This is a genomic window from Candidatus Methylobacter oryzae, from assembly GCF_003994235.2.
In the GTDB taxonomy this organism is placed as follows: domain Bacteria; phylum Pseudomonadota; class Gammaproteobacteria; order Methylococcales; family Methylomonadaceae; genus Methylobacter_A; species Methylobacter_A oryzae.
Genome location: NZ_RYFG02000100.1, coordinates 46,860 through 65,415, shown reverse-complemented (window position 1 = coordinate 65,415; position 18,556 = coordinate 46,860). Strand labels below are relative to the sequence as shown.

At 48.1% G+C, this 18,556-nt stretch carries 18 protein-coding genes and 2 tRNA genes; 5 read left to right on the top strand and 15 right to left on the bottom strand.

Annotation, left to right across the window (positions count from 1 at the left end):
- The first annotated feature begins 158 nt into the window (after positions 1-158).
- The gene (locus EKO24_RS12525) at positions 159-905 is read left to right on the top strand and encodes a tyrosine-type recombinase/integrase (protein WP_241674506.1); all 747 of its coding nucleotides are present in this window, start codon (positions 159-161) and stop codon (positions 903-905) included.
- A 29-nt stretch (positions 906-934) separates the two neighbouring features.
- Here EKO24_RS12525 and EKO24_RS12520 read toward each other — a convergent pair.
- From EKO24_RS12520 to EKO24_RS12460, 13 genes are all read right to left on the bottom strand, one after another.
- Positions 935-1,011 (bottom strand) — tRNA-Pro (locus EKO24_RS12520).
- Between the two features lie 102 nt (positions 1,012-1,113).
- Positions 1,114-1,467, bottom strand: coding sequence for a MerR family transcriptional regulator (locus tag EKO24_RS12515; protein ID WP_127029038.1), 354 nt, complete (start codon positions 1,465-1,467; stop codon positions 1,114-1,116).
- Positions 1,451-1,747 (bottom strand): integration host factor subunit alpha, encoded by a 297-nt coding sequence (gene ihfA / locus EKO24_RS12510; RefSeq protein ID WP_127029039.1) that lies wholly within the window; start codon positions 1,745-1,747, stop codon positions 1,451-1,453. Before ihfA ends, EKO24_RS12515 begins: the two co-directional genes overlap by 17 nt.
- Positions 1,748-1,749: 2 nt before the next feature.
- Positions 1,750-4,125: a phenylalanine--tRNA ligase subunit beta gene (gene pheT, locus EKO24_RS12505; RefSeq protein ID WP_127029040.1), complete on the bottom strand. Its 2,376-nt coding sequence runs from the start codon at positions 4,123-4,125 to the stop codon at positions 1,750-1,752.
- Between the two features lie 68 nt (positions 4,126-4,193).
- A complete protein-coding gene (gene pheS / locus EKO24_RS12500; RefSeq protein WP_127029041.1) occupies positions 4,194-5,213 on the bottom strand; it encodes a phenylalanine--tRNA ligase subunit alpha in 1,020 nt (339 codons plus the stop codon).
- Positions 5,214-5,333: 120 nt separating this feature from the next.
- A complete protein-coding gene (gene rplT, locus EKO24_RS12495) occupies positions 5,334-5,696 on the bottom strand; it encodes a 50S ribosomal protein L20 (RefSeq protein ID WP_127029042.1) in 363 nt (120 codons plus the stop codon).
- Between the two features lie 15 nt (positions 5,697-5,711).
- The gene (gene rpmI, locus EKO24_RS12490) at positions 5,712-5,909 is read right to left on the bottom strand and encodes a 50S ribosomal protein L35 (protein WP_127029043.1); all 198 of its coding nucleotides are present in this window, start codon (positions 5,907-5,909) and stop codon (positions 5,712-5,714) included.
- Between the two features lie 148 nt (positions 5,910-6,057).
- Positions 6,058-6,582, bottom strand: a complete 525-nt coding sequence (infC, locus tag EKO24_RS12485) for a translation initiation factor IF-3 (RefSeq protein ID WP_127029044.1) — start codon at positions 6,580-6,582, stop codon at positions 6,058-6,060.
- Positions 6,583-6,603: 21 nt separating this feature from the next.
- Entirely contained in the window at positions 6,604-8,511 is a 1,908-nt protein-coding gene (gene thrS, locus EKO24_RS12480) for a threonine--tRNA ligase (RefSeq protein WP_127029045.1), read from the bottom strand.
- 63 nt (positions 8,512-8,574) lie between these two features.
- Positions 8,575-8,651 (bottom strand) — tRNA-Val (locus tag EKO24_RS12475).
- A 56-nt stretch (positions 8,652-8,707) separates the two neighbouring features.
- Positions 8,708-12,415, bottom strand: a complete 3,708-nt coding sequence (locus EKO24_RS12470; RefSeq protein ID WP_127029046.1) for a pyridine nucleotide-disulfide oxidoreductase — start codon at positions 12,413-12,415, stop codon at positions 8,708-8,710.
- A gap of 208 nt (positions 12,416-12,623) precedes the next feature.
- The gene (gene rsgA / locus EKO24_RS12465) at positions 12,624-13,505 is read right to left on the bottom strand and encodes a ribosome small subunit-dependent GTPase A (RefSeq protein WP_127029047.1); all 882 of its coding nucleotides are present in this window, start codon (positions 13,503-13,505) and stop codon (positions 12,624-12,626) included.
- Positions 13,505-14,755 carry a M48 family metallopeptidase gene (locus EKO24_RS12460; protein WP_127029048.1) on the bottom strand — a complete coding sequence of 417 codons (1,251 nt, stop codon included), beginning with the start codon at positions 14,753-14,755 and terminating at the stop codon, positions 13,505-13,507. Before EKO24_RS12460 ends, rsgA begins: the two co-directional genes overlap by 1 nt.
- A gap of 89 nt (positions 14,756-14,844) precedes the next feature.
- On the opposite strand from EKO24_RS12460, the gene orn reads away from it, so the two are divergent.
- From orn to serS, 4 genes are all read left to right on the top strand, one after another.
- Positions 14,845-15,390: an oligoribonuclease gene (gene orn, locus EKO24_RS12455; RefSeq protein WP_127029049.1), complete on the top strand. Its 546-nt coding sequence runs from the start codon at positions 14,845-14,847 to the stop codon at positions 15,388-15,390.
- 3 nt (positions 15,391-15,393) lie between these two features.
- The gene (locus EKO24_RS23220) at positions 15,394-15,531 is read left to right on the top strand and encodes a fluoride efflux transporter FluC (protein WP_241674501.1); all 138 of its coding nucleotides are present in this window, start codon (positions 15,394-15,396) and stop codon (positions 15,529-15,531) included.
- Positions 15,532-15,552: 21 nt separating this feature from the next.
- Positions 15,553-16,083: a fluoride efflux transporter FluC gene (locus tag EKO24_RS12450; RefSeq protein ID WP_338324009.1), complete on the top strand. Its 531-nt coding sequence runs from the start codon at positions 15,553-15,555 to the stop codon at positions 16,081-16,083.
- 82 nt (positions 16,084-16,165) lie between these two features.
- Positions 16,166-17,437 (top strand): serine--tRNA ligase, encoded by a 1,272-nt coding sequence (gene serS, locus EKO24_RS12445; protein ID WP_127029050.1) that lies wholly within the window; start codon positions 16,166-16,168, stop codon positions 17,435-17,437.
- Between the two features lie 128 nt (positions 17,438-17,565).
- Here the strand turns inward: serS and EKO24_RS12440 are convergent, their stop codons facing one another.
- Together EKO24_RS12440 and tsaC are read right to left on the bottom strand one after the other, a co-directional pair.
- Positions 17,566-17,871, bottom strand: a complete 306-nt coding sequence (locus tag EKO24_RS12440; RefSeq protein WP_127029051.1) for a hypothetical protein — start codon at positions 17,869-17,871, stop codon at positions 17,566-17,568.
- A 118-nt stretch (positions 17,872-17,989) separates the two neighbouring features.
- Complete coding sequence (gene tsaC, locus EKO24_RS12435) at positions 17,990-18,547, bottom strand: L-threonylcarbamoyladenylate synthase type 1 TsaC (RefSeq protein ID WP_127029052.1); 558 nt, start codon at positions 18,545-18,547, stop codon at positions 17,990-17,992.
- Positions 18,548-18,556: the final 9 nt, after the last annotated feature.

Sequence of the window (18,556 nt, the reverse complement as noted above, 5' to 3'; positions counted from 1 at the left end):
CATTCCGCCAATGGCTATTTGTCGCCCGTAGACTACGAATTGCAGCAAAAAGCCGCTTAACCGTGTGTCCGGGAAAGTGTTGACACATCAGCCATAAAAAAAGCATTGAGACAGACAAAGTGCATTTGATATGGCTTGATCAACATCTAGGCCAATTGATGTTGGACGACATCAATAAAACTATCCTTGAACAGATAAAAACCGGGAAAAAAGCGACCGGCGTTAGCAATGCCACCGTGAATAGAGTCATGTCAATTATACGAGCCATCCTCAATCGAGCAAAGAATGAATGGGAGTGGATTGACAATGTACCAAACGTGCGAATGCTGCCGGAGCCGAATAGCCGAGTGAGATGGTTGACGGCGGAGGAAGCGCAAAAATTACTGGCTGAGCTGCCATCGCATCTTGAAGCAATGGCAAGATTTGCGTTAGCAACAGGACTACGCGAGGCGAACGTTACCGGCCTGATGTGGTCGCAGATAGACCGGGGCAGGGAATGTGCATGGATACATCCGGAACAAGCTAAAGCGGGGAAAGCGATTGCGGTATCGCTGAATCGTGAAGCCCTGGAAGTTTTAGATAAACAACGTGGCCAGCATAGTCAGTATGTCTTTTCCTACAAAGGCGAACCAGTAAAAAAAGCGGGCGGTAAAGCGTGGAGGAACGCATTATCTCGCGCAGGCATAGCTGATTTTACTTGGCATGATTTAAGACACACCTGGGCAAGCTGGCATGTCATGAATGGCACACCGCTAAACGTGCTGAAAGAGCTGGGAGCATGGGCAGATTATGATACTGTTTTGAAGTACGCGCACTTATCGAGCGACCGCTTAAAACGTCACGCCGGCAATTCAAAAATAGCGCCGAATGTGACAAATTTACTACAGTATAAAAATTTAGCATAATAAAAAATAAGATAAGTCTTTGTTTTTATTGGTCGGGACGACAGGATTTGAACCTGCGACCACTTGTCCCCCAGACAAGTGCGCTACCAAGCTGCGCTACGCCCCGATACTGAAATAGAGAGTTTGAAACTGAGAGGATTGTGAACACAATCCTCAATAATCCAATGCAGCAGATTATACTATATTTAACTGCATTGGATGAGAAAATCTACTTGAGTAGTTCGAGAATTTCTTCTAGTTCACTTACCATTTGATGAATCAACTGCTTAGTACGAGTTGAATCCTCTTTGGCATCGTCACTGCTTAAGTGCGCTCTGGCTCCGCCAATAGTGTAACCTTGTTCATACAGTAGGGATCTTATTTGCCGTATCATCAGTACATCATGACGCTGATAATAACGACGATTGCCGCGTCTTTTTATAGGACTAAGCTCGATAAATTCTTGCTCCCAGTAGCGAAGCACATGAGGTTTTACTCCGCATAGCTCACTGACTTCACCTATTGTGAAATACCGTTTTGCCGGTATAACCGGCAATTCATTATTATTACTCGGCTCCAGCATACGCTTCCACTCTAGCTTTTAGTTTTTGGCCTGATCTGAATGTGACCACTCGACGGGCGGTTATGGGGATTTCTTCTCCTGTTTTCGGATTTCGGCCGGGACGGCTGCTTTTATCGCGCAGTTCGAATTTTCCAAAGCCGGAAATTTTTACTTGCTCACCGTGCTCCAGAGAATCTTTGATTTCCTCAAAAAACATTTCGACCATATCTTTTGCTTCACGCTTGTTTAAGCCAAGCTCGTCAAATAGCCTTTCGGCAAAATCGGCTTTAGTTAATGCCATCGTTAATCCCTCAGCTTTGCACTTATTTTTGTGGTCAATGTTTCTAACAGCCGGTTAAATATAGCATCTATTTCAGAATCTGTTAGGGTTTGTGAAAAATCTTGTATGATTATACTTAAAGCAACGCTTTTATTGCCCTCTTCAACACCTTTCCCACGGTAAATATCGAATATCACTATATCTTGTAAAGTCGGTTCTGCACAACTTTTAATACAGTTTATTATCTCGCTGACGGCAACTTCTTCCTTAACAATCAAGGCTAAGTCGCGGCGTACAGAAGGATATTTTGATAGCTGCTTAAATTTAGGAATTTGTTTATTCAACAATAGATCCTGATCTAGTTCAAAAAGGAATACCTGAGTATCAAAGCCTAACTGTTTTTCCAATGTTGGATGCAACATGCCTAACCAGCCTATCTTTTCATCTTGCGGAGATAAAATTTCAGCGGTTTGTCCGGGATGCAATGCGGAATGTTTGCCAGGGACAAATTGCACATTACAACCGGTCAATGCAAACAGGGACTCTAGATCGGCTTTAATATCGAAAAAGTCGGCTTTCCGGGTTGATATGCCCCATTGTTCGGAGTAAGCGCTGCCCAAGGCCAAACCGGACAGCATTTTTTGCTGCTGCATACTGCCGTCTTTATTAATAAAGCGCAATCCACTTTCAAAAAAACGAACCCTGTTTTGTTGGCGATTGGTGTTATGTAGCGCTGCTTTTAATAAGCCACACCAGAGAGTAGAGCGCATAATCGATAAATCGGCAGAAATCGGGTTTTTTAACCGGACAAGCTCATCGTCAGGCGCGACTGCTTGTTGTATTTCTTCATCGACAAAACTGTAAGTAATCGCTTCTTGATAGCCGCGGTCAACCAATAAGTCTTTGGCGCGGTCCAGCTCCAGCACGGCTTCAGTGGCTTTGCCAAGCTCGGAACGCATCAGCAGGCTGCTGTTTGGCAGATTATTGTAGCCAACAATGCGGGCTATTTCCTCGATCAGGTCCGCTTCAATGGCAATATCGAATCGGCATCCCGGCGGAGTGACCGACCAGCCGTCCTGCTGAGTTTGTGCCGACATTCCCAAGCGTTGAAAAATATCGACTACTTGATCATCCATGAAGGCAATGCCTAAGGTTTTTTCCAGGCGTTGCTTTCTAAGTATTACGGCTGTGCGTTGCGGCAGGGTTGATGCTGTTGTTACGTCGGTGATTGCTCCGGCACTGCCTCCGGCAATCTCGATAATCAGTTGTGTGGCGCGTTCTATCGCCCGTTCCTGTAAGGTAGGATCTACGCCGCGCTCGAAGCGATGCGATGAATCGGTGTGTAATCCGTAGTTTCGCGCTTTGCCGGCAATGCTTCGTGGGCTGAAAAAGGCGCATTCCAAAAAGACATCCTGAGTGTTGTCGCTAACTGCAGACTCGCTGCCACCCATTACGCCAGCTAATGCCAGCGCTTGTTTATCATCGGCGATAACCAGAGTTTCGCTGTCCAGTTTAATCGTTTGACCGTTTAGCAATGCAACGCTTTCTCCATTTTGAGCATAGCGCACATTGATATTACCGGATAATTTTGCGGCATCGAAAGCGTGTAGCGGTTGGCCTAATTCGATCAACACATAATTGGTAACATCGACGATTGCGCTCAAGCTTCTTACGCCAGAGCGACGCAAGCGCTCCTGCATCCATAATGGAGTTTCGGCTTTAGGGTTTACGCCTTTGATCAATCGGCCCAAATAACGTGGACAAGCATCTGTTGCCTTGACGGAGACGGTCAGTGTGCCGGTATGAGCGACTGCGGCTTTCTCAACTTGAGTAGCCGACCAGTCCATTTTATTCAGTACAGCCACTTCGCGTGCGATGCCTTCAACGCTAAGGCAATCGGCTCTGTTCGGGGTTAAGTCGACTTCGATGATGTTATCGTTGAGCGACAGATATTCGCGTATATCAATGCCTACCGGAGCATCGGCGGCCAGTTCCATTAAACCGTTCGCCTCGGCGGCCAAGCCGAGTTCTTTTTCAGAACATAGCATGCCAAAAGATTCTACGCCACGGAGTTTGGATTTCTTGATTTTAAAGTCGCCTGGCAACACTGCGCCAATCAGTGCAGCAGGAATCCTCAAACCGACACGAACATTGCTGGCGCCACAGACGATTTGCAAGGGTTCCGCCTCGCCTACTGCAACTTGGCAGACTCTCAGGCGGTCGGCATCAGGATGTTGTTCCATCGCAAGAACTTCACCGACGACTACACCGCTAAATTGCGCTGCAGCAGGGGTTATCGAATCGACTTCAAGGCCAGCCATGGTCAATTGCTCGACCAATTGTTCCGTACTTATTGCTGGATTGACATATTCTCTTAGCCAGGCTTCACTAATTTGCATAACTCAAACTTTATCTACAGGGATGGGGTATATGCCGCAGGCCTGACAGGAGCAGGCGCGGCGCCTGTTTAATTAAATTGTTCTAAAAACTTAAGATCGTTCTCAAAAAACAATCTCAAATCATTAATGCCATAACGCAACATTGCAAGACGCTCAACGCCCATGCCGAACGCAAAGCCGCTGTAAGTTTCGCTGTCGATATTCACCGCCTTAAAAACTTCAGGGTGTATCATGCCGCAGCCCATGACTTCCAGCCAGCCGGTATGGCTGCATACCCGGCAACCTTCGCCGCCGCACATTACGCATTCAATGTCGACTTCGGCGGATGGTTCGGTAAACGGAAAGTAAGACGGCCTAAAGCGAACCTGAATGTCTTTTTCAAAGAAAGCGCGCAAAAATTCGTAAACGACGCCTTTTAGGTCGGCAAAACTGACGTCGGTATCAACCAGAAAACCTTCCACTTGATGGAACATCGGCGTGTGGGTGATATCCGAATCGCAACGATATACACGTCCTGGCGCAATGACTTTTAACGGTGGTTTTTCCGATTCCATAACGCGGATTTGTACCGGCGAGGTATGGGTTCTTAATACGGTGTGGGCATCAAAATAAAAGGTATCGTGCATCGCCCTAGCCGGGTGATGGGCAGGAATATTCAGTGCTTCAAAATTATGATAATCGTCTTCGATTTCAGGGCCTTCAACGACTTGAAAGCCGACGCTGGCAAAAATCTTGGAGATTCGGCGCAATGTAGTAGTTACCGGATGTAGACCTGCGACAGTTTGGCCTCTTCCCGGCTGGGTGACGTCAATGCTCTCACTGGCTAGTCTTGCTTCTAAAGCTGCGCTTTCTAAGTCAACTTTTTTGGCTTCCAACTGCTCTTGAAATTGGTCTTTGGCTTGGTTGATGACTTGCCCGGCAGCGCGTCGTTGATCGGGATCAAGAGCACCCAGTTCTTTCATTTGCAGGGTAAATAAACCCTTTTTGCCAAGGTAGTGAATACGAACCAGATCGAGTTGGTTCAGATCTTGTGCGTCGCGAAGCTGCTGTAATGCCTGCGCGAGAATTTCTTCTAGGGTAGCCGACACGGTTTAGCTCGCTGTGTGGATGTTTATTATTAGGGGATAAGGCTTAAAACGCTAATTCCGCCCCTGCCAGAGAGGGGGGGGCGGTATAGTGTAACTTTAGTAACTAAAACCAAGTCTTCCTTAAGGCTTGCTTTGATGTTCCTTTGCGATTTTCGCGATTTCTGCAAATGCGTTAATGTCGCGAACAGCAATGTCAGCCAGAACTTTACGGTCAATCTTAACATTGGCTTTAGTCAAGCCATTGATAAGACGGCTGTATGATATTCCGCTTAAGCGTGCTGCTGCATTGATGCGGACGATCCACAAAGCGCGAAATTGACGCTTTTTCTGTTTGCGGTCGCGGTATGCATATTGACCTGCTTTGATTACCGCTTGTTTGGCAACGCGATAAATCCGGCTTCGTGCGCCGTAATAACCTTTCGCCTGCTTTAATACTTTTTTATGTCTTGCTCTGGCTGTTACGCCGCGTTTAACTCTAGGCATTATCTACTCCCTGATTTAGCTGTATGGCATCATGCGTACGGCCATGCGCACGTCTGACGGGTGAATGGTTGCCGGCGAGCGTAACTGTCTTTTTCTTTTAGTCGATTTTTTAGTCAGGATATGACGTTTGTGGGACTGACCACATTTAAAACCGCCGTTGCCTGTACGTCTGAAACGCTTGGCAGCTCCACGGTTTGTTTTGATTTTTGGCATTTGTTTGCTCCAATTAATTAAAATAAATCCCTGAGTCGCAACCCAGCAAGGCAAAATGCATGGCCCTGAAGAATTACTGGCATCATCCAATAAGAACGCTGCCCAGCAGCTCATCCTGTGCTGCCGTAAAGGTTGTAGGCGTTTGTTATTATTTCTTCTTTTTCGGTGCCATAACCATAACCATTTGACGACCTTCCATTTTAGGAAATTGTTCGACTATGGCTATTTCTTCCAAATCAGTTTCTATCCGTTTCAGCAAATCAGCGCCGATTTCCCTGTGAGCCATCTCGCGACCACGATAACGCAAGGTTATTTTGGTTTTATCACCGTCATTGAGGAATTTAGTTAGACTTCTCAGTTTAACTTGATAATCTCCTTCGTCAGTACCAGGTCTGAACTTGATTTCCTTGACCTGAACCTGTTTTTGTTTCTTTTTGGCGATGGCCAGTTTTTTGTTTTGTTCAAACTGGTATTTGCCGTAGTTCATCACCTTGCAAACCGGAGGATCCGCATTCGGCGATATTTCTACTAGGTCAAGGTCTGCGGCGTACGCAATTTGTTTGGCTTCATCTAACGAGATAATTCCTAACGCTTCTCCGTCAGGACCCGTTACCCGCACTCGTCTGGCGGTAATTGAGTCGTTCAGGCGCGTTTCATCTTTTTTAGCAGCGATATCCTAATCCTCCAAAATTATTCATTTTCTGCCTGCTATCTCTTGCTTTAACCGTTCGGTAAATTCATGGATTGACAGGCTACCTAAGTCATCACCTTTCTGCGTACGTACCGTGATGCTTTGTTGTTCTAATTCTTTGTCGCCAATAATGACAAGATACGGTACGCGCTGCATAGAATGCTCGCGGATTTTAAACCCGATCTTCTCATTTCTCAAGTCAATTTTTACCCGAATACCTTGTTTTTCAAGGTCTAGCATGATCTTGGATGCGTATTCGGCGTGTCGGTCGGTAATGTTAAGTATGACTACTTGTACTGGAGACAGCCATAGCGGGAAAGTTCCGGCATGCTGCTCGATCAATATCCCAATGAAACGTTCTAGCGAACCCAATATCGCTCTGTGTAGCATGACTGGCACTTGTCTGGATCCGTCTTCGGCAATATAAGTGGCATTCAGGCGGCCGGGCATCGAAAAATCTACTTGAATTGTTCCGCATTGCCAGATGCGACCGATACAGTCTTTTAAAGAGAATTCAATTTTAGGACCATAAAAAGCGCCTTCACCTGGTTGCAGGTCCCACTTTAATCCTTTCGTGTTGAGCGCCAGTTCCAGAGCATTTTCCGCTTTATCCCAAACAGAGTCGTCACCAACCCGATTTTCAGGGCGGGTGGACAATTTAATAATAACTTCTTCGAAGCCGAAATCTTTGTAAACATCGAACAGCATGTCGATAAAGGTCGATACTTCGTTCTGAATTTGGCCTTCAGTACAGAAAATGTGTGCGTCATCCTGAACAAAATTCCTGACTCGCATTAATCCATGTAAAGTACCTGATGGTTCGTTGCGATGGCAAGAGCCGAACTCCGCCAAACGGATAGGCAGGTCACGGTAGCTTTTCAGGCCCTGATTATAAATCTGCACATGGCAAGGGCAATTCATTGGCTTGATCGCGTAATCACGATTCTCGGAATGCGTGGTAAAAATCATGTCGCCGAATTTTTCCCAGTGTCCGGATTTCTCCCATAAGGAGCGATCCACAACCTGTGGTGTCCTGACTTCGCCGTACCCGTTAACTCTTAATTTTTCACGAATGTATTGCTCGACTTGTTGGTAGATAGCCCAGCCTTTCTCGTGCCAGAATACCATGCCGGGAGCTTCTTCTTGAGAATGAAACAAATCCAGGATTTTCGCTAGTTTGCGGTGATCGCGCTTTTCCGCCTCTTCCAAGCGATGGAGATAAGCTTGTAGATCCTTTTTATCGCCCCATGCCGTACCGTAAATGCGTTGCAGCATTTCGTTTTCGGAATTCCCGCGCCAATAGGCTCCGGCAATCTTCATTAGTTTGAAAACTTTTAATTTGCCGGTGCTGGGTACATGAGGGCCGCGGCACAGGTCGGTAAATCCGCCTTGCTCGTATAGGGATAAATCTTCGTTGGCAGGGATGGATTCGATAATCTCCGCTTTATAGGCTTCGCCTAGGTCCCGGAAAAACTTAACCGCTTCATCTCGCGATAATACGGAGCGGCGAACGGGATAATCTTCGGCTGCCAGTTGTTCCATCTTTTTTTCGATGGCGTTCAGGTCTTCCGGTGTGAAAGGTCTTTCATACGAGAAGTCGTAATAGAAGCCGTTTTCGATAACCGGGCCGATAGTGACTTGTGCTGAGGGGAATAACTGCTTGACGGCCTGGGCCAATAGATGTGCTGTTGAGTGGCGGATAACGCTGATACCGTCTTCATCTTTTGCGGTAATCAGTTGCAGGTTTGCATTCTGATCGATCAGTGTGCTGGCGTCAACCAGATTGCCGTTAACCTTGCCTGCCAAAGTCGCTTTAGCTAAGCCTGAGCCGATGGATGATGCAACGTCCATTACCGTTACGGCTTGATCATACTCGCGCTTTGAACCATCAGGAAGGGTAATTACAGGCATTTTTTTTATCTATAGTCTAGTGTCTACAATAAAAAAAGCACTGCGTAGCAGTGCTTTTGAATTTGGTAGGCACGAGTGGACTCGAACCACCGACCCCCACCATGTCAAGGTGGTGCTCTAACCAACTGAGCTACGCGCCTGAAGTTGTCTAACTTCGAGCCCGCTATTATACCTACTGATTTTTATTGCGCAACTATTAAATTGCTGTTTGCTGCTGTTTCTCCAGCAAATAATCCAACCAAAGGTTAGACAGCTTTTCCTGCACGGTATTTTGCCGCAATCTGGCGTTCAAATGCGGAAAGTCGACTTTGTCCAAATCCTGGTCTTGGTTGTAGCAGGAGTATACGAAGCATTCCTTGCCGGTTTCCGGATCGACATGCTTGCACAAGCATTGCGCGCAAATGCCTTTCATCATGCACTGCATCGGCGAGTTGATCGAGCCGATTGCATGGTGCGCCTTGTTTAAATAAGGCTTCAATACATCGAAGCGGGCGCTTTTTACTGCAGCCATCATCCGATCCGAACCGATCACGATCAGGTGGTCGACATCGGCCAGTGAAATAGGTTGTTCGCCTAGATCGCCTTGCGCATAAGCCAACATGCACTCCAAGATATTGCCGACAAACGTTTTATCCTGCGGACGAGTTGGGGTAATAGCAGTGACGCCTTCGCCTTTATCGACCGACCATACGATAATATCCGCAGCAGCTTCAACATCCTCGACTTTGAAGCGGTCTTGCGCGTATTTGTATCCGGCAAAATAAATAACGCGGTTGCCGGCAGCTCTTAACGCCTTGCCGATCGAGAACAATACTGCATTACCCAAGCCGCCGCCGAGCAACAATACGGTTTCTCCGGTTGGTATTTCGGTCGGGGTGCCGGTGACGCCCATAATTACAAGAGGATCGCCGACTTTCCAGGTGGCGCACAACCTTGTTGAGGACCCCATTTCCAATGCGATCAGCGAAATCGTGCCGTTTTCCTTGTCAACTTCCGCACCGGTCAGCGCGATGCCTTCGGCAGCCAGTACGGTGCCTTCGACGACTGGAGCGAACGCTTCGTAGTTTTGCACGCGATAGAATTGTCCCGGGTGGAATTTTTCCGCTGCCATCGGCGCTTTTACGACGACTTCGATAATTGTCGGTGTCAATCGGTTGATTGCAACAATAGTGGCTTTAAATGCGCTGTCTAACTGTGCGAACAAGGCTTTTAATGCGGCATCCCGGTCCGGCTGCTCCGCAGGATTCAAGGCCGCCAATTCTTTCTCGAACAGTTTGACGATATAGGGATAGCCGTTTTTCGCGCTGGCCATCGCCTTGACCACGTTGCCGGCGTAAACCGGATGATTGTCGCCGTAAAAGCTGATGAATTTGCCGTCTTTTTGATATGACGTCAGTGGTGCAGGTTTGCCCAGTTTTGGGAGGGCTTCATCGCTCATTGGTACTAAATCGACTGAATCATTGTTCCACTCAGGTTGATAACGCTGGAAGAACCATTTATCCATCACAAATGTGTCTGGGTATTCGCTTTGATAAATCGTGTTCGGCGATGTGCCTGCGGCAACGTATAAGCTGCGCAACGGAACGGTAATGTTTCGGCCTGAACTGTTCCAGCGGCCGTCTTCTAGCGTCAGTTTTTCAAACTCCACTGCATTTAAATGGCCGTATCCGTCGGCTTGCGCGGCGAGCGGACTCATGCCCTCGGCCAAAGCGATGCCTTCTTCCAGGGCTTTGACGATTTCTTCGTGGTTTTGACGATAGGCCGGGGCATCGAAGATGCCTTTGCGGTAGAACAGCGTTACGCCGCCCCATGCTTCTACCAATGGTTGGAAATCCGGCAGCTCGCCTTCCGCTTCCGCGCGTTGGCGTTCGGCAACAATCGCTTTGCCGTGCTCCAGGAACTCGTCAAGAATGGTAATTTCCTCCTGGTCGTAACGGCTGCGCACGGCCTGTTCTCCGTACGTGTTAACCAGTGTTTCGTAGCGGTGCAGGACTTTTTCGACCTGAATCGGATAATACGCCAGCAATTCGGTGGCGGTATCCATAGCGGTCAAGCCGCCGCCGATAACGCCGGCCGGCAGGCGCACTTGCAGGTTCGCCAGCGAAGACAGTTTGGCTGCGCCGGTTAATTGCAACGCCATCAAAAAGTCGGAAGCTTTGCGGATGCCGCGCATCAAGTTGTTTTTCAAACCGATAATGGTCGGCTGTCCGGCGCCGGACGCGATACAGATATGGTCGAAGCCCATGCTCCAGGCGTCTTCTATCGTAATAGTGCCGCCAAAACGCACGCCGCCGTAAGAGCGGAACGCTTGACGCCGTTGCAGGGTCAGGTAGATGACTTTCAGGAAGTTCTTGTCCCAGCGTACGGTAATGCCGTATTCGGCCACGCCGCCAAAACCGGCCAGGATGCGTTTATCCAGGTCTTCATAAAGATCTTGGAAATTGACGATAGGGGCGGGCAGATTTTCGCTGTCGCCGGTCAACTCGACTGGCAGTGGTTCCAGTTTTAAGCCGTCGATGCCGGCAACGCCGAAGCCTTCATTTAACAGGTAATGGCTCATCGTATAACCGGCGGGACCTAGACCGACCACCAACGCGTTTTTGCCGTTGTAAGGCAGCATATACGGGCGTTTGACGTTCAGCGGGTTCCAACGCGTCAACAGGCTGTATATTTCAAAGCCGTAGGGCATGAATAATACGTCGGTCAGTACGCTGGTTTCAATTTGCGGAATATCGACCGGATCGGTTTTTTGGTAAATACAGCCTTTCATGCACTCGTTGCAAATACGGTGGCCGGTGCCGGGGCACATCGGATTGTCGATAATCACAATCGCCAGCGCACCAATATTGTCGCCGCCGCGTTTAAGCAGATTCATTTCCGAGATTTTTTCATCCAGCGGACAGCCGATAGTGGTGACGCCCAGCGGATCGATTTTGAAAGTGTTGTTTTTCTTGTTGCGCATGCCTTTGGAGCAGGAATCGGTGTCGCGCTCGTGGCAGTAAATGCAATGGTTGACTTCGGACAATGCCTGGCGTTGATTAAAACGCGGGTCGGTTAATTTAAAGCCATCCCGGCGGCGGCGATGTTCCTGCTCGCCCATCCAGGTTTTAAATTCGCCGCGATCAACCAGTTCGTGCTCGACCAAATGGTCGAAATCGCGTTTTTGCGGAAGTTTAAAACTTGGCCAGGTCGCAACCACATCGTTATCTTGTTGAGCGACAAAGCTCCAGCGCAGCACGATATCCATCAAGGCGTTGACAAACTCGGCAGGGTCCTGCTGACCGATGATGTCGCTAAATTCAGCCGCTGCTTCTTGATGGGCAGCCAGCTTAGCGCGTAAAGCCTCTACGACTAAATCGGCATTTTCGTAATCGCTGTCTTTACCTTTTGCAACCAGTTTGTAATGGCTGTATAGCAAGCCGATGGCCGCTCCGACTCGCGCAACGCGGTGTTCGGGATCGTCATCCTGGTTGGCTTCAGGAAAGCCGGCCTCGACCAGCAGGTCAAAACGGTTCAGGATCGCAGGAATAGCCCAATCGCTGGTATCTTCGCCTTTAAAGAAGAAAGCCAGTTTGTCGACTATTTCATTCTTATAAGTAAAGATGGTGTCCATCTCGTCTTTGATTTTTACGCTCTGTGCCTGGTGCTGTTCGGAAATATCGAAAAGTTTGGCGACAAACTGCCCGACATAAGGTCCCATGCGTACCAACAGGTCGGAAACAGCCTCGGCCGATAATCCTACACCTTGATTCTGGCGGTAAGCTTTAAACTCATCGTGCAGTTGCGAGTCATGGTGTTCGACCGATGCGTCGAACACATCCAACAAGTCCTTCAGACGCGCAGAATCGTATAAATCGGAGTAGTTAAAGCCGGGGATACCTAAGGCAAGATTGTGTTGTTCCATAGTTCTCGTGATTGAATAGTTCATTTATACATATAAAACGCATAAAAATGCACTTTTATATGTGCTTAAAAGGTTGCCGAAAAAACTAAAATTAACCGTGTATTGTAAGGAGATATGACTTTGTTTGCTATAAATAATCGTTGTTAAATGGCAAATTGAGGCATGTGCCCGATCGCTAAGTAATTCTTCTCGGTAAGTTTTATTAAACTTACGCCGTCGGCATCTTCTCTCTAAGCTTTAAAAAGCGTTGATACCTCGTCATTGAGATGTCGCCGATTTCCGCTGCGGCGCGCACTGCGCAGCCTTTATCAAGCAGATGACGGCAGTCCTTGAATTGACATTGATCGATCAGCGGTTGAAATTCACGATAGCCGTAAGCCAATTGTTGCTCGGATAGGCCGGCAAGCCCGAAAATCGCAACGCCGGGGCTGTCGATTAAATCGCCGCCTTGAGTCATATGATAAAGCGTTGCTGCGGTGGTGGTGTGACGGCCGTGTTTGGTGGTTTCCGAGATGGTGTTGGTTCTGAGCGTTTTATCGGGAATGATTGCATTGGTTAACGATGACTTACCGACGCCGGATTGCCCGGTTAGAATGCTGACCTGATTTTTTAAGGCTTGTTTGAGTTCGTCCAGGCCTGAAGTATCAGTGGCGCTGACCCGGTGCAGCGCATAGCCCAGGTTGGTGTAATCGAGCAGTTCTTGTTCAATAGCGTCCGACTGCGCCAAGTCGGTTTTATTCAGCACTAGCGCCGCGTCTATATTGCGATTTTCGCAAATAGCCAGATACTGGTCTATCAGCAAAAAATCGCAATAAGGTTCGACCGCAAAAACGACAAAGACGGTATCGATATTCGCTGCAACCGGGCGGATTTTACCGTTTCTGGACGGGCGCATCAGTAATGAGCGCCGGGGCAGGATTTCTTCTATGCGTCCTTGGTCGGGCGAGGATTGCGTCCATAGTACCCGGTCGCCGACTGCGACGGTTTCAAGCCGTCGCAGTGTTTGGCAAAGTACAATCTTATCGTCATATTCGACCGCAATGCCCTGGCCTAAATGGGAGATAACCAAGCCTTCAATCAAATTACTCATCAAGCGGGACGTATTTGCGACTCTAAATTGGCGATGCGAATAGCCGCAGGCGGATGGCTATAATGGAACGCGGAATACAGTGGGTCCGGCGTTAACGTGCTGGCGTTTTCTTCAAACAGCTTAACCAATGCGCTGATCAGCTTTTCTGCTTTCGCATTGTTTGACGCGAAATTATCGGCTTCAAACTCGAATTTGCGTTGAAAGTAAGCAATGATTGGTTGGATGAAAAAGGTAAACGACGAAGACACCAGCATGAACAGCAACAGGGCGGCGGCAGGCGACGGTTGTTCTACGCCCAGGCCGTTGTAAAACCATTGCTGATCTATCAGCCAGCCTAGAACAGCGAAACTGATCAGCGTCATAATGGAGTTGGCAATCAGCATCTTAATCGTGTGTTTGCATTTGAAGTGTCCCAGTTCGTGGGCCAGTATCGCTTCCAGTTCTTCGTCATCCAAAGAGTTCACTAAAGTGTCGAAAAACACGATGCGCTTGTTGTTGCCAAGGCCTGTGAAGTAGGCGTTGCCGTGGCCTGAACGCTTGGAACCATCCATAATGAAGATGCCGTTGCTGCTGAAGCCGCAACGGCCAAGCAAGCCTTGAATCCGGGTTTTTAATGAACCTTCTTCCATCGGCGTAAATTTATTGAATAACGGTGCAATCAAGGTTGGGTAAAGCCAGCTCATCAGTAATGAAAAGCTCATCAGTATGGCCCAAGCCCACAACCACCACAGCGAGCCGATGCTGTCCATGACCCACAGGATTAGGGCTAACAAAGGCATGCCGATAACGGCAACTAAAGTCAGTTGTAGTAGTTGATCTTTAATAAACTGCTGCGGGGTGCTTTTGTTGAAGCCGTATTGTTCTTCAATTACAAACGTTTGGTAGACGCTAGTCGGAATCTCCGTTGCGGTCATGATTAGAAAAATTGTCGCTAATGCGGCCAAGCCTGCAATTAAAGGAGATTGCACTGTCGCCGCCCAAAACTCGAAAGCCCAATTAATGCCGCCACCGATGGTCAGTATTAACAGTACGATAACGCTGATGATACTGTCTATGTGACCCAGCCCGATTTTTTCCAGTGAGTAATCGGCCGCTTTTTGATGAGCTTCCAGCGAGACGGAGTTTTTAAAAGCTTCGGGCACGGCAGAGCGATGCTTTGCTATATGATCGGCATGGCGTTTAGCCAGCCAAAACTGGACTGAAAAAGACAGGGTTAGAGCGATTAAAAAGATGATAGTAAAACTATTCATAAGCGCGATTCTTCAAAGTTTTAAGAGTTAGACGTATACATTAGCCAATGCTACACTAACCGCCCTCTTATATACAATGGAATCGACAAATGGCGCAGGACCCATCGCATCTTATCTGGATAGACCTTGAAATGACCGGGCTCGATCCGGACAACGATTTGATCATCGAGATTGCTACGATTGTCACCGACAAAAATTTGAATATTCTGGCTCAAGGTCCGGTGCTGGCCGTGCATCAGTCCGATGCGGCATTAACGGCAATGGACGATTGGAACCAGCACCACCACGGGCAATCCGGCTTAATCGAGCGCGTCAAAACGTCTACTATTGACGATGCGGAAGCCGAACGGCAAACGCTTGAATTTATAAAGCGATGGGTGCCGGAAAGAGTCTCGCCGATTTGCGGAAACAGCATCGGCCAGGACAGGCGTTTTTTGTACCGCTATATGCCCAAACTGGAAGCATATTTCCATTACCGTAATATCGATGTTTCAACGTTGAAAGAGCTGGCCGCCAGATGGGCGCCGCATATCAAGGAAGGTTTTAAAAAACAATCGTCGCATCAGGCACTGGACGATATTATCGAATCTATCGAAGAGCTGCGTTATTACCGTGAGCACTTCATCAGGTTTTAGCCGATGAATCAAATTATTGCCGTTGCGCTGGGCGGGGCGTTCGGCGCAGTGATCCGGTTCTTGGTCTCGTCGGGTATTTACCAGTGGTTGGGGCGCGGCTTTCCTTACGGAACGTTAGTCGTCAGCGTGATCGGTTCGTGACCGAGTCGCTGATGCTGCCGCATCACCGTCACTTTCGCATACAGAGCGGCCATTTTGGTCGGTTTTATCGGCGCATTTACAACCTTTTCCACATTTTCGCTGGAAACTTTTTACCTGATAGAGCAGGGCAATTTAACCAAAGCGATGTTGAATATTCTCATCAGTGTTACGGCTTGCATACTTGCTATTTGGATCGGTTTGCTGTGCGGCAGGGGCTTGTTTTATTTTTCGGACGGCGCTATCCAATGGTCTGGCGGCGTCATTCCTTATGCGTTGACTATAATTAACGCGATACTGGCTCTTTTTCATCAGCATGTTAGCGACTATCCTATTGCAGAAAGTGGCGATATCCGTCGAATACCGTGTCGTACTGACAGTGATTACGATAGGTGTTTTTTGACCTTGTCCGGTTTGTATTTAATGCTGTATTTGGTGGAGCACGGGCACTCGTTCGAAGCCAACTTGAATTTAATGTTGGGCACATTCGTTGCTAACAGCCTGATTTGTATTTTCGTGATTTGGATGGGCCTGCTAATCGGTAGGCAGATTTAAGAGAGGTTCAAGGGAAATGCTTTTTTTGATCTTGAATCTTGCCCCTCATATATATTTTTAATTTATAGGTAACAACGCAATCATGTTAGATCCCCGCTTATTCAGAACCGAGCTTGATTTTGTTAAGGAACAATTAAACAGACGTTCATTCGATTTTAACCCTGAGTATTACTCCGAGCTGGAAGCCCGGCGCAAAGATATCCAGATTAAAACCCAGGAATTACAGAACGAGCGCAACAGCCGTTCAAAAGCGATAGGACAAGCCAAAGCCAAAGGCGAAGATGTGCAACCGTTGTTGGATCAGGTTCAGCATTTGGGCGATGAGCTGAAAGCTGCGGAAAGCGAACTGTCCGATATTCAGGCCAAAATGACCGCCTTGATGGAAGGTATCCCCAACATTCTTGATGAGTCCGTGCCGAACGGCAAAAATGAAGACGACAATCTCGAAATCAGCCGTTGGGGTGAGATCCCGAGCTTCGATTTCGAGCCGAAAGACCATGTCGATTTAGGCGCAAAAATAGGTATGGATTTTGAGTTGGGCGCAAAAATTGCCAGCGCACGATTTGTTGTTTTAAATGGGCCGCTTGCTCGCTTGCAACGAGCCATTATCCAGCTGATGCTTGATACACATACCTCCGAACACGGCTATAGCGAAACTTACGTGCCTTTTTTAGTCAATGCCGACAGCTTGCGCGGCACCGGCCAATTGCCCAAGTTTGAAGCCGACCTGTTCAAGGCTAACGACGATCCAGCTTTATACCTGATTCCGACCGCCGAAGTGCCGGTCACCAATATTGTCCGGGACGTGATTATCGAAGCCAAAGACCTGCCGCTTAAGTTCGTCTGCCACAGTCCTTGTTTCCGTAGCGAGGCAGGTGCCTACGGACGCGATGTAAGGGGCATGATTCGCCAGCATCAATTCGAAAAAGTCGAGATCGTACAAATCGTCAAACCTGAAGATTCCCCCAGAGCGCATGAAGAGTTGACCAATCATGCGGAAGCCGTATTGAAAAAACTGAATCTGCCTTATCGCAGAATGTTGTTATGTGCCGGCGACACCGGTTTTTCATCGAGCAAAACTTACGACTTGGAAGTGTGGCTGCCGGGGCAGGGCACTTATCGAGAAATATCGTCATGCAGCAATTTCAAAGACTTCCAGGCGCGCCGCTTGCAAGCGCGTTGGCGCAATCCTGAAACCGGCAAGCCCGAATTGGCGCATACACTGAACGGCTCAGGTCTGGCGGCAGGCAGAACGCTGATTGCGGTGATGGAAAATTATCAGGATGCGGAAGGACGCATTCATATTCCTGAAGCGTTGCGTCCTTATATGGGCGGTTTGGAAGTGATTGGCTGACACGCTATGTAAACAACCCATAGTGTGCAATAGTATTTTGCGCACTATAGGGCTGTTCTAAAAAAACCGGTTAGCTTTAGGCAGGTTATCGGACTTGCCGATGAATGCGGCAATAGCAGATGCTGTTGCTATCTCTTTATATTTTTATAGCTTTCTTCGCTTTCTGCTTTGATTCTTTCGCCTTCTTCGATCAATCGATTACCTTCCGCGATTTTATTTTGGCCTTCGTGAACTAAAACATTGCCGCGATCCACCAGTTGTTTACCTTTCTGCCATCTGTCGCCCAGATTTGCCAAGCCTTGGCTCTCACTCAGCATTTGTTCGCCGGAAAGCGTTGGTGCCGGGGCGGGAACAGGATCGGAAGCGCAGCCGCCAAGCAGTAAACCTACACAAACGATAATTAGATTTTGCCGGATAGTGAAATCAGTTTGCATGATCAGTTACTCTTAAAGTTATGGTTTTGTAAAAAAGCGGCTAATTTTACAAAAGGTCATAGGTGTTGCAAAAAAATCTGATCGTAAAAGATTTTATTGAAAACAAATGTAGCGGAGATTAACGCAGTCGTTTTCCGCTGACCGCATCATAAATAGCGGTTTCCAGAGCCAGTTCGCCGACTTTGCCGGGAACGATAAAAATATCGTCATTAGCAAAAGTCTTTAGCAGTTTTCTTGACTCTCTAACGGCAGGCCGTGTTGCCGGATTGGCGCTGGTGGAGACGAGCGGGCTGCCGAATTGGGCGCATAAATCGTGGGCTATCGGGTGATTGCTTACTCTGACGGCCAGGGAGTCATGTTTGCCGGTCAGCCATTTCGGCACCCACGGTTGTGCCGGAATCACCCAGGTGACAGGGCCGGGCCAAGTCGGAGTGATTCGTTCGATGATGGCTTGGTTTAACGCAAGATAAGGACGAAGTTGTTCCAGGGACGAGGCGATAAGAATCAGGCCCTTTTCTACCGGACGTTGCTTGATCCTGAGCAGTTCCATTACTGCGGCTTCGTTGAGTGGATCGCAGCCTAGCCCGTAGACGGCTTCGGTGGGGTAAGCGATTACCGCCCCGGTTTTGATATGGCGGACGGCGTTTCTTATTTTGAACGGGGAGCGGTAGGGCATTCGAGTCGA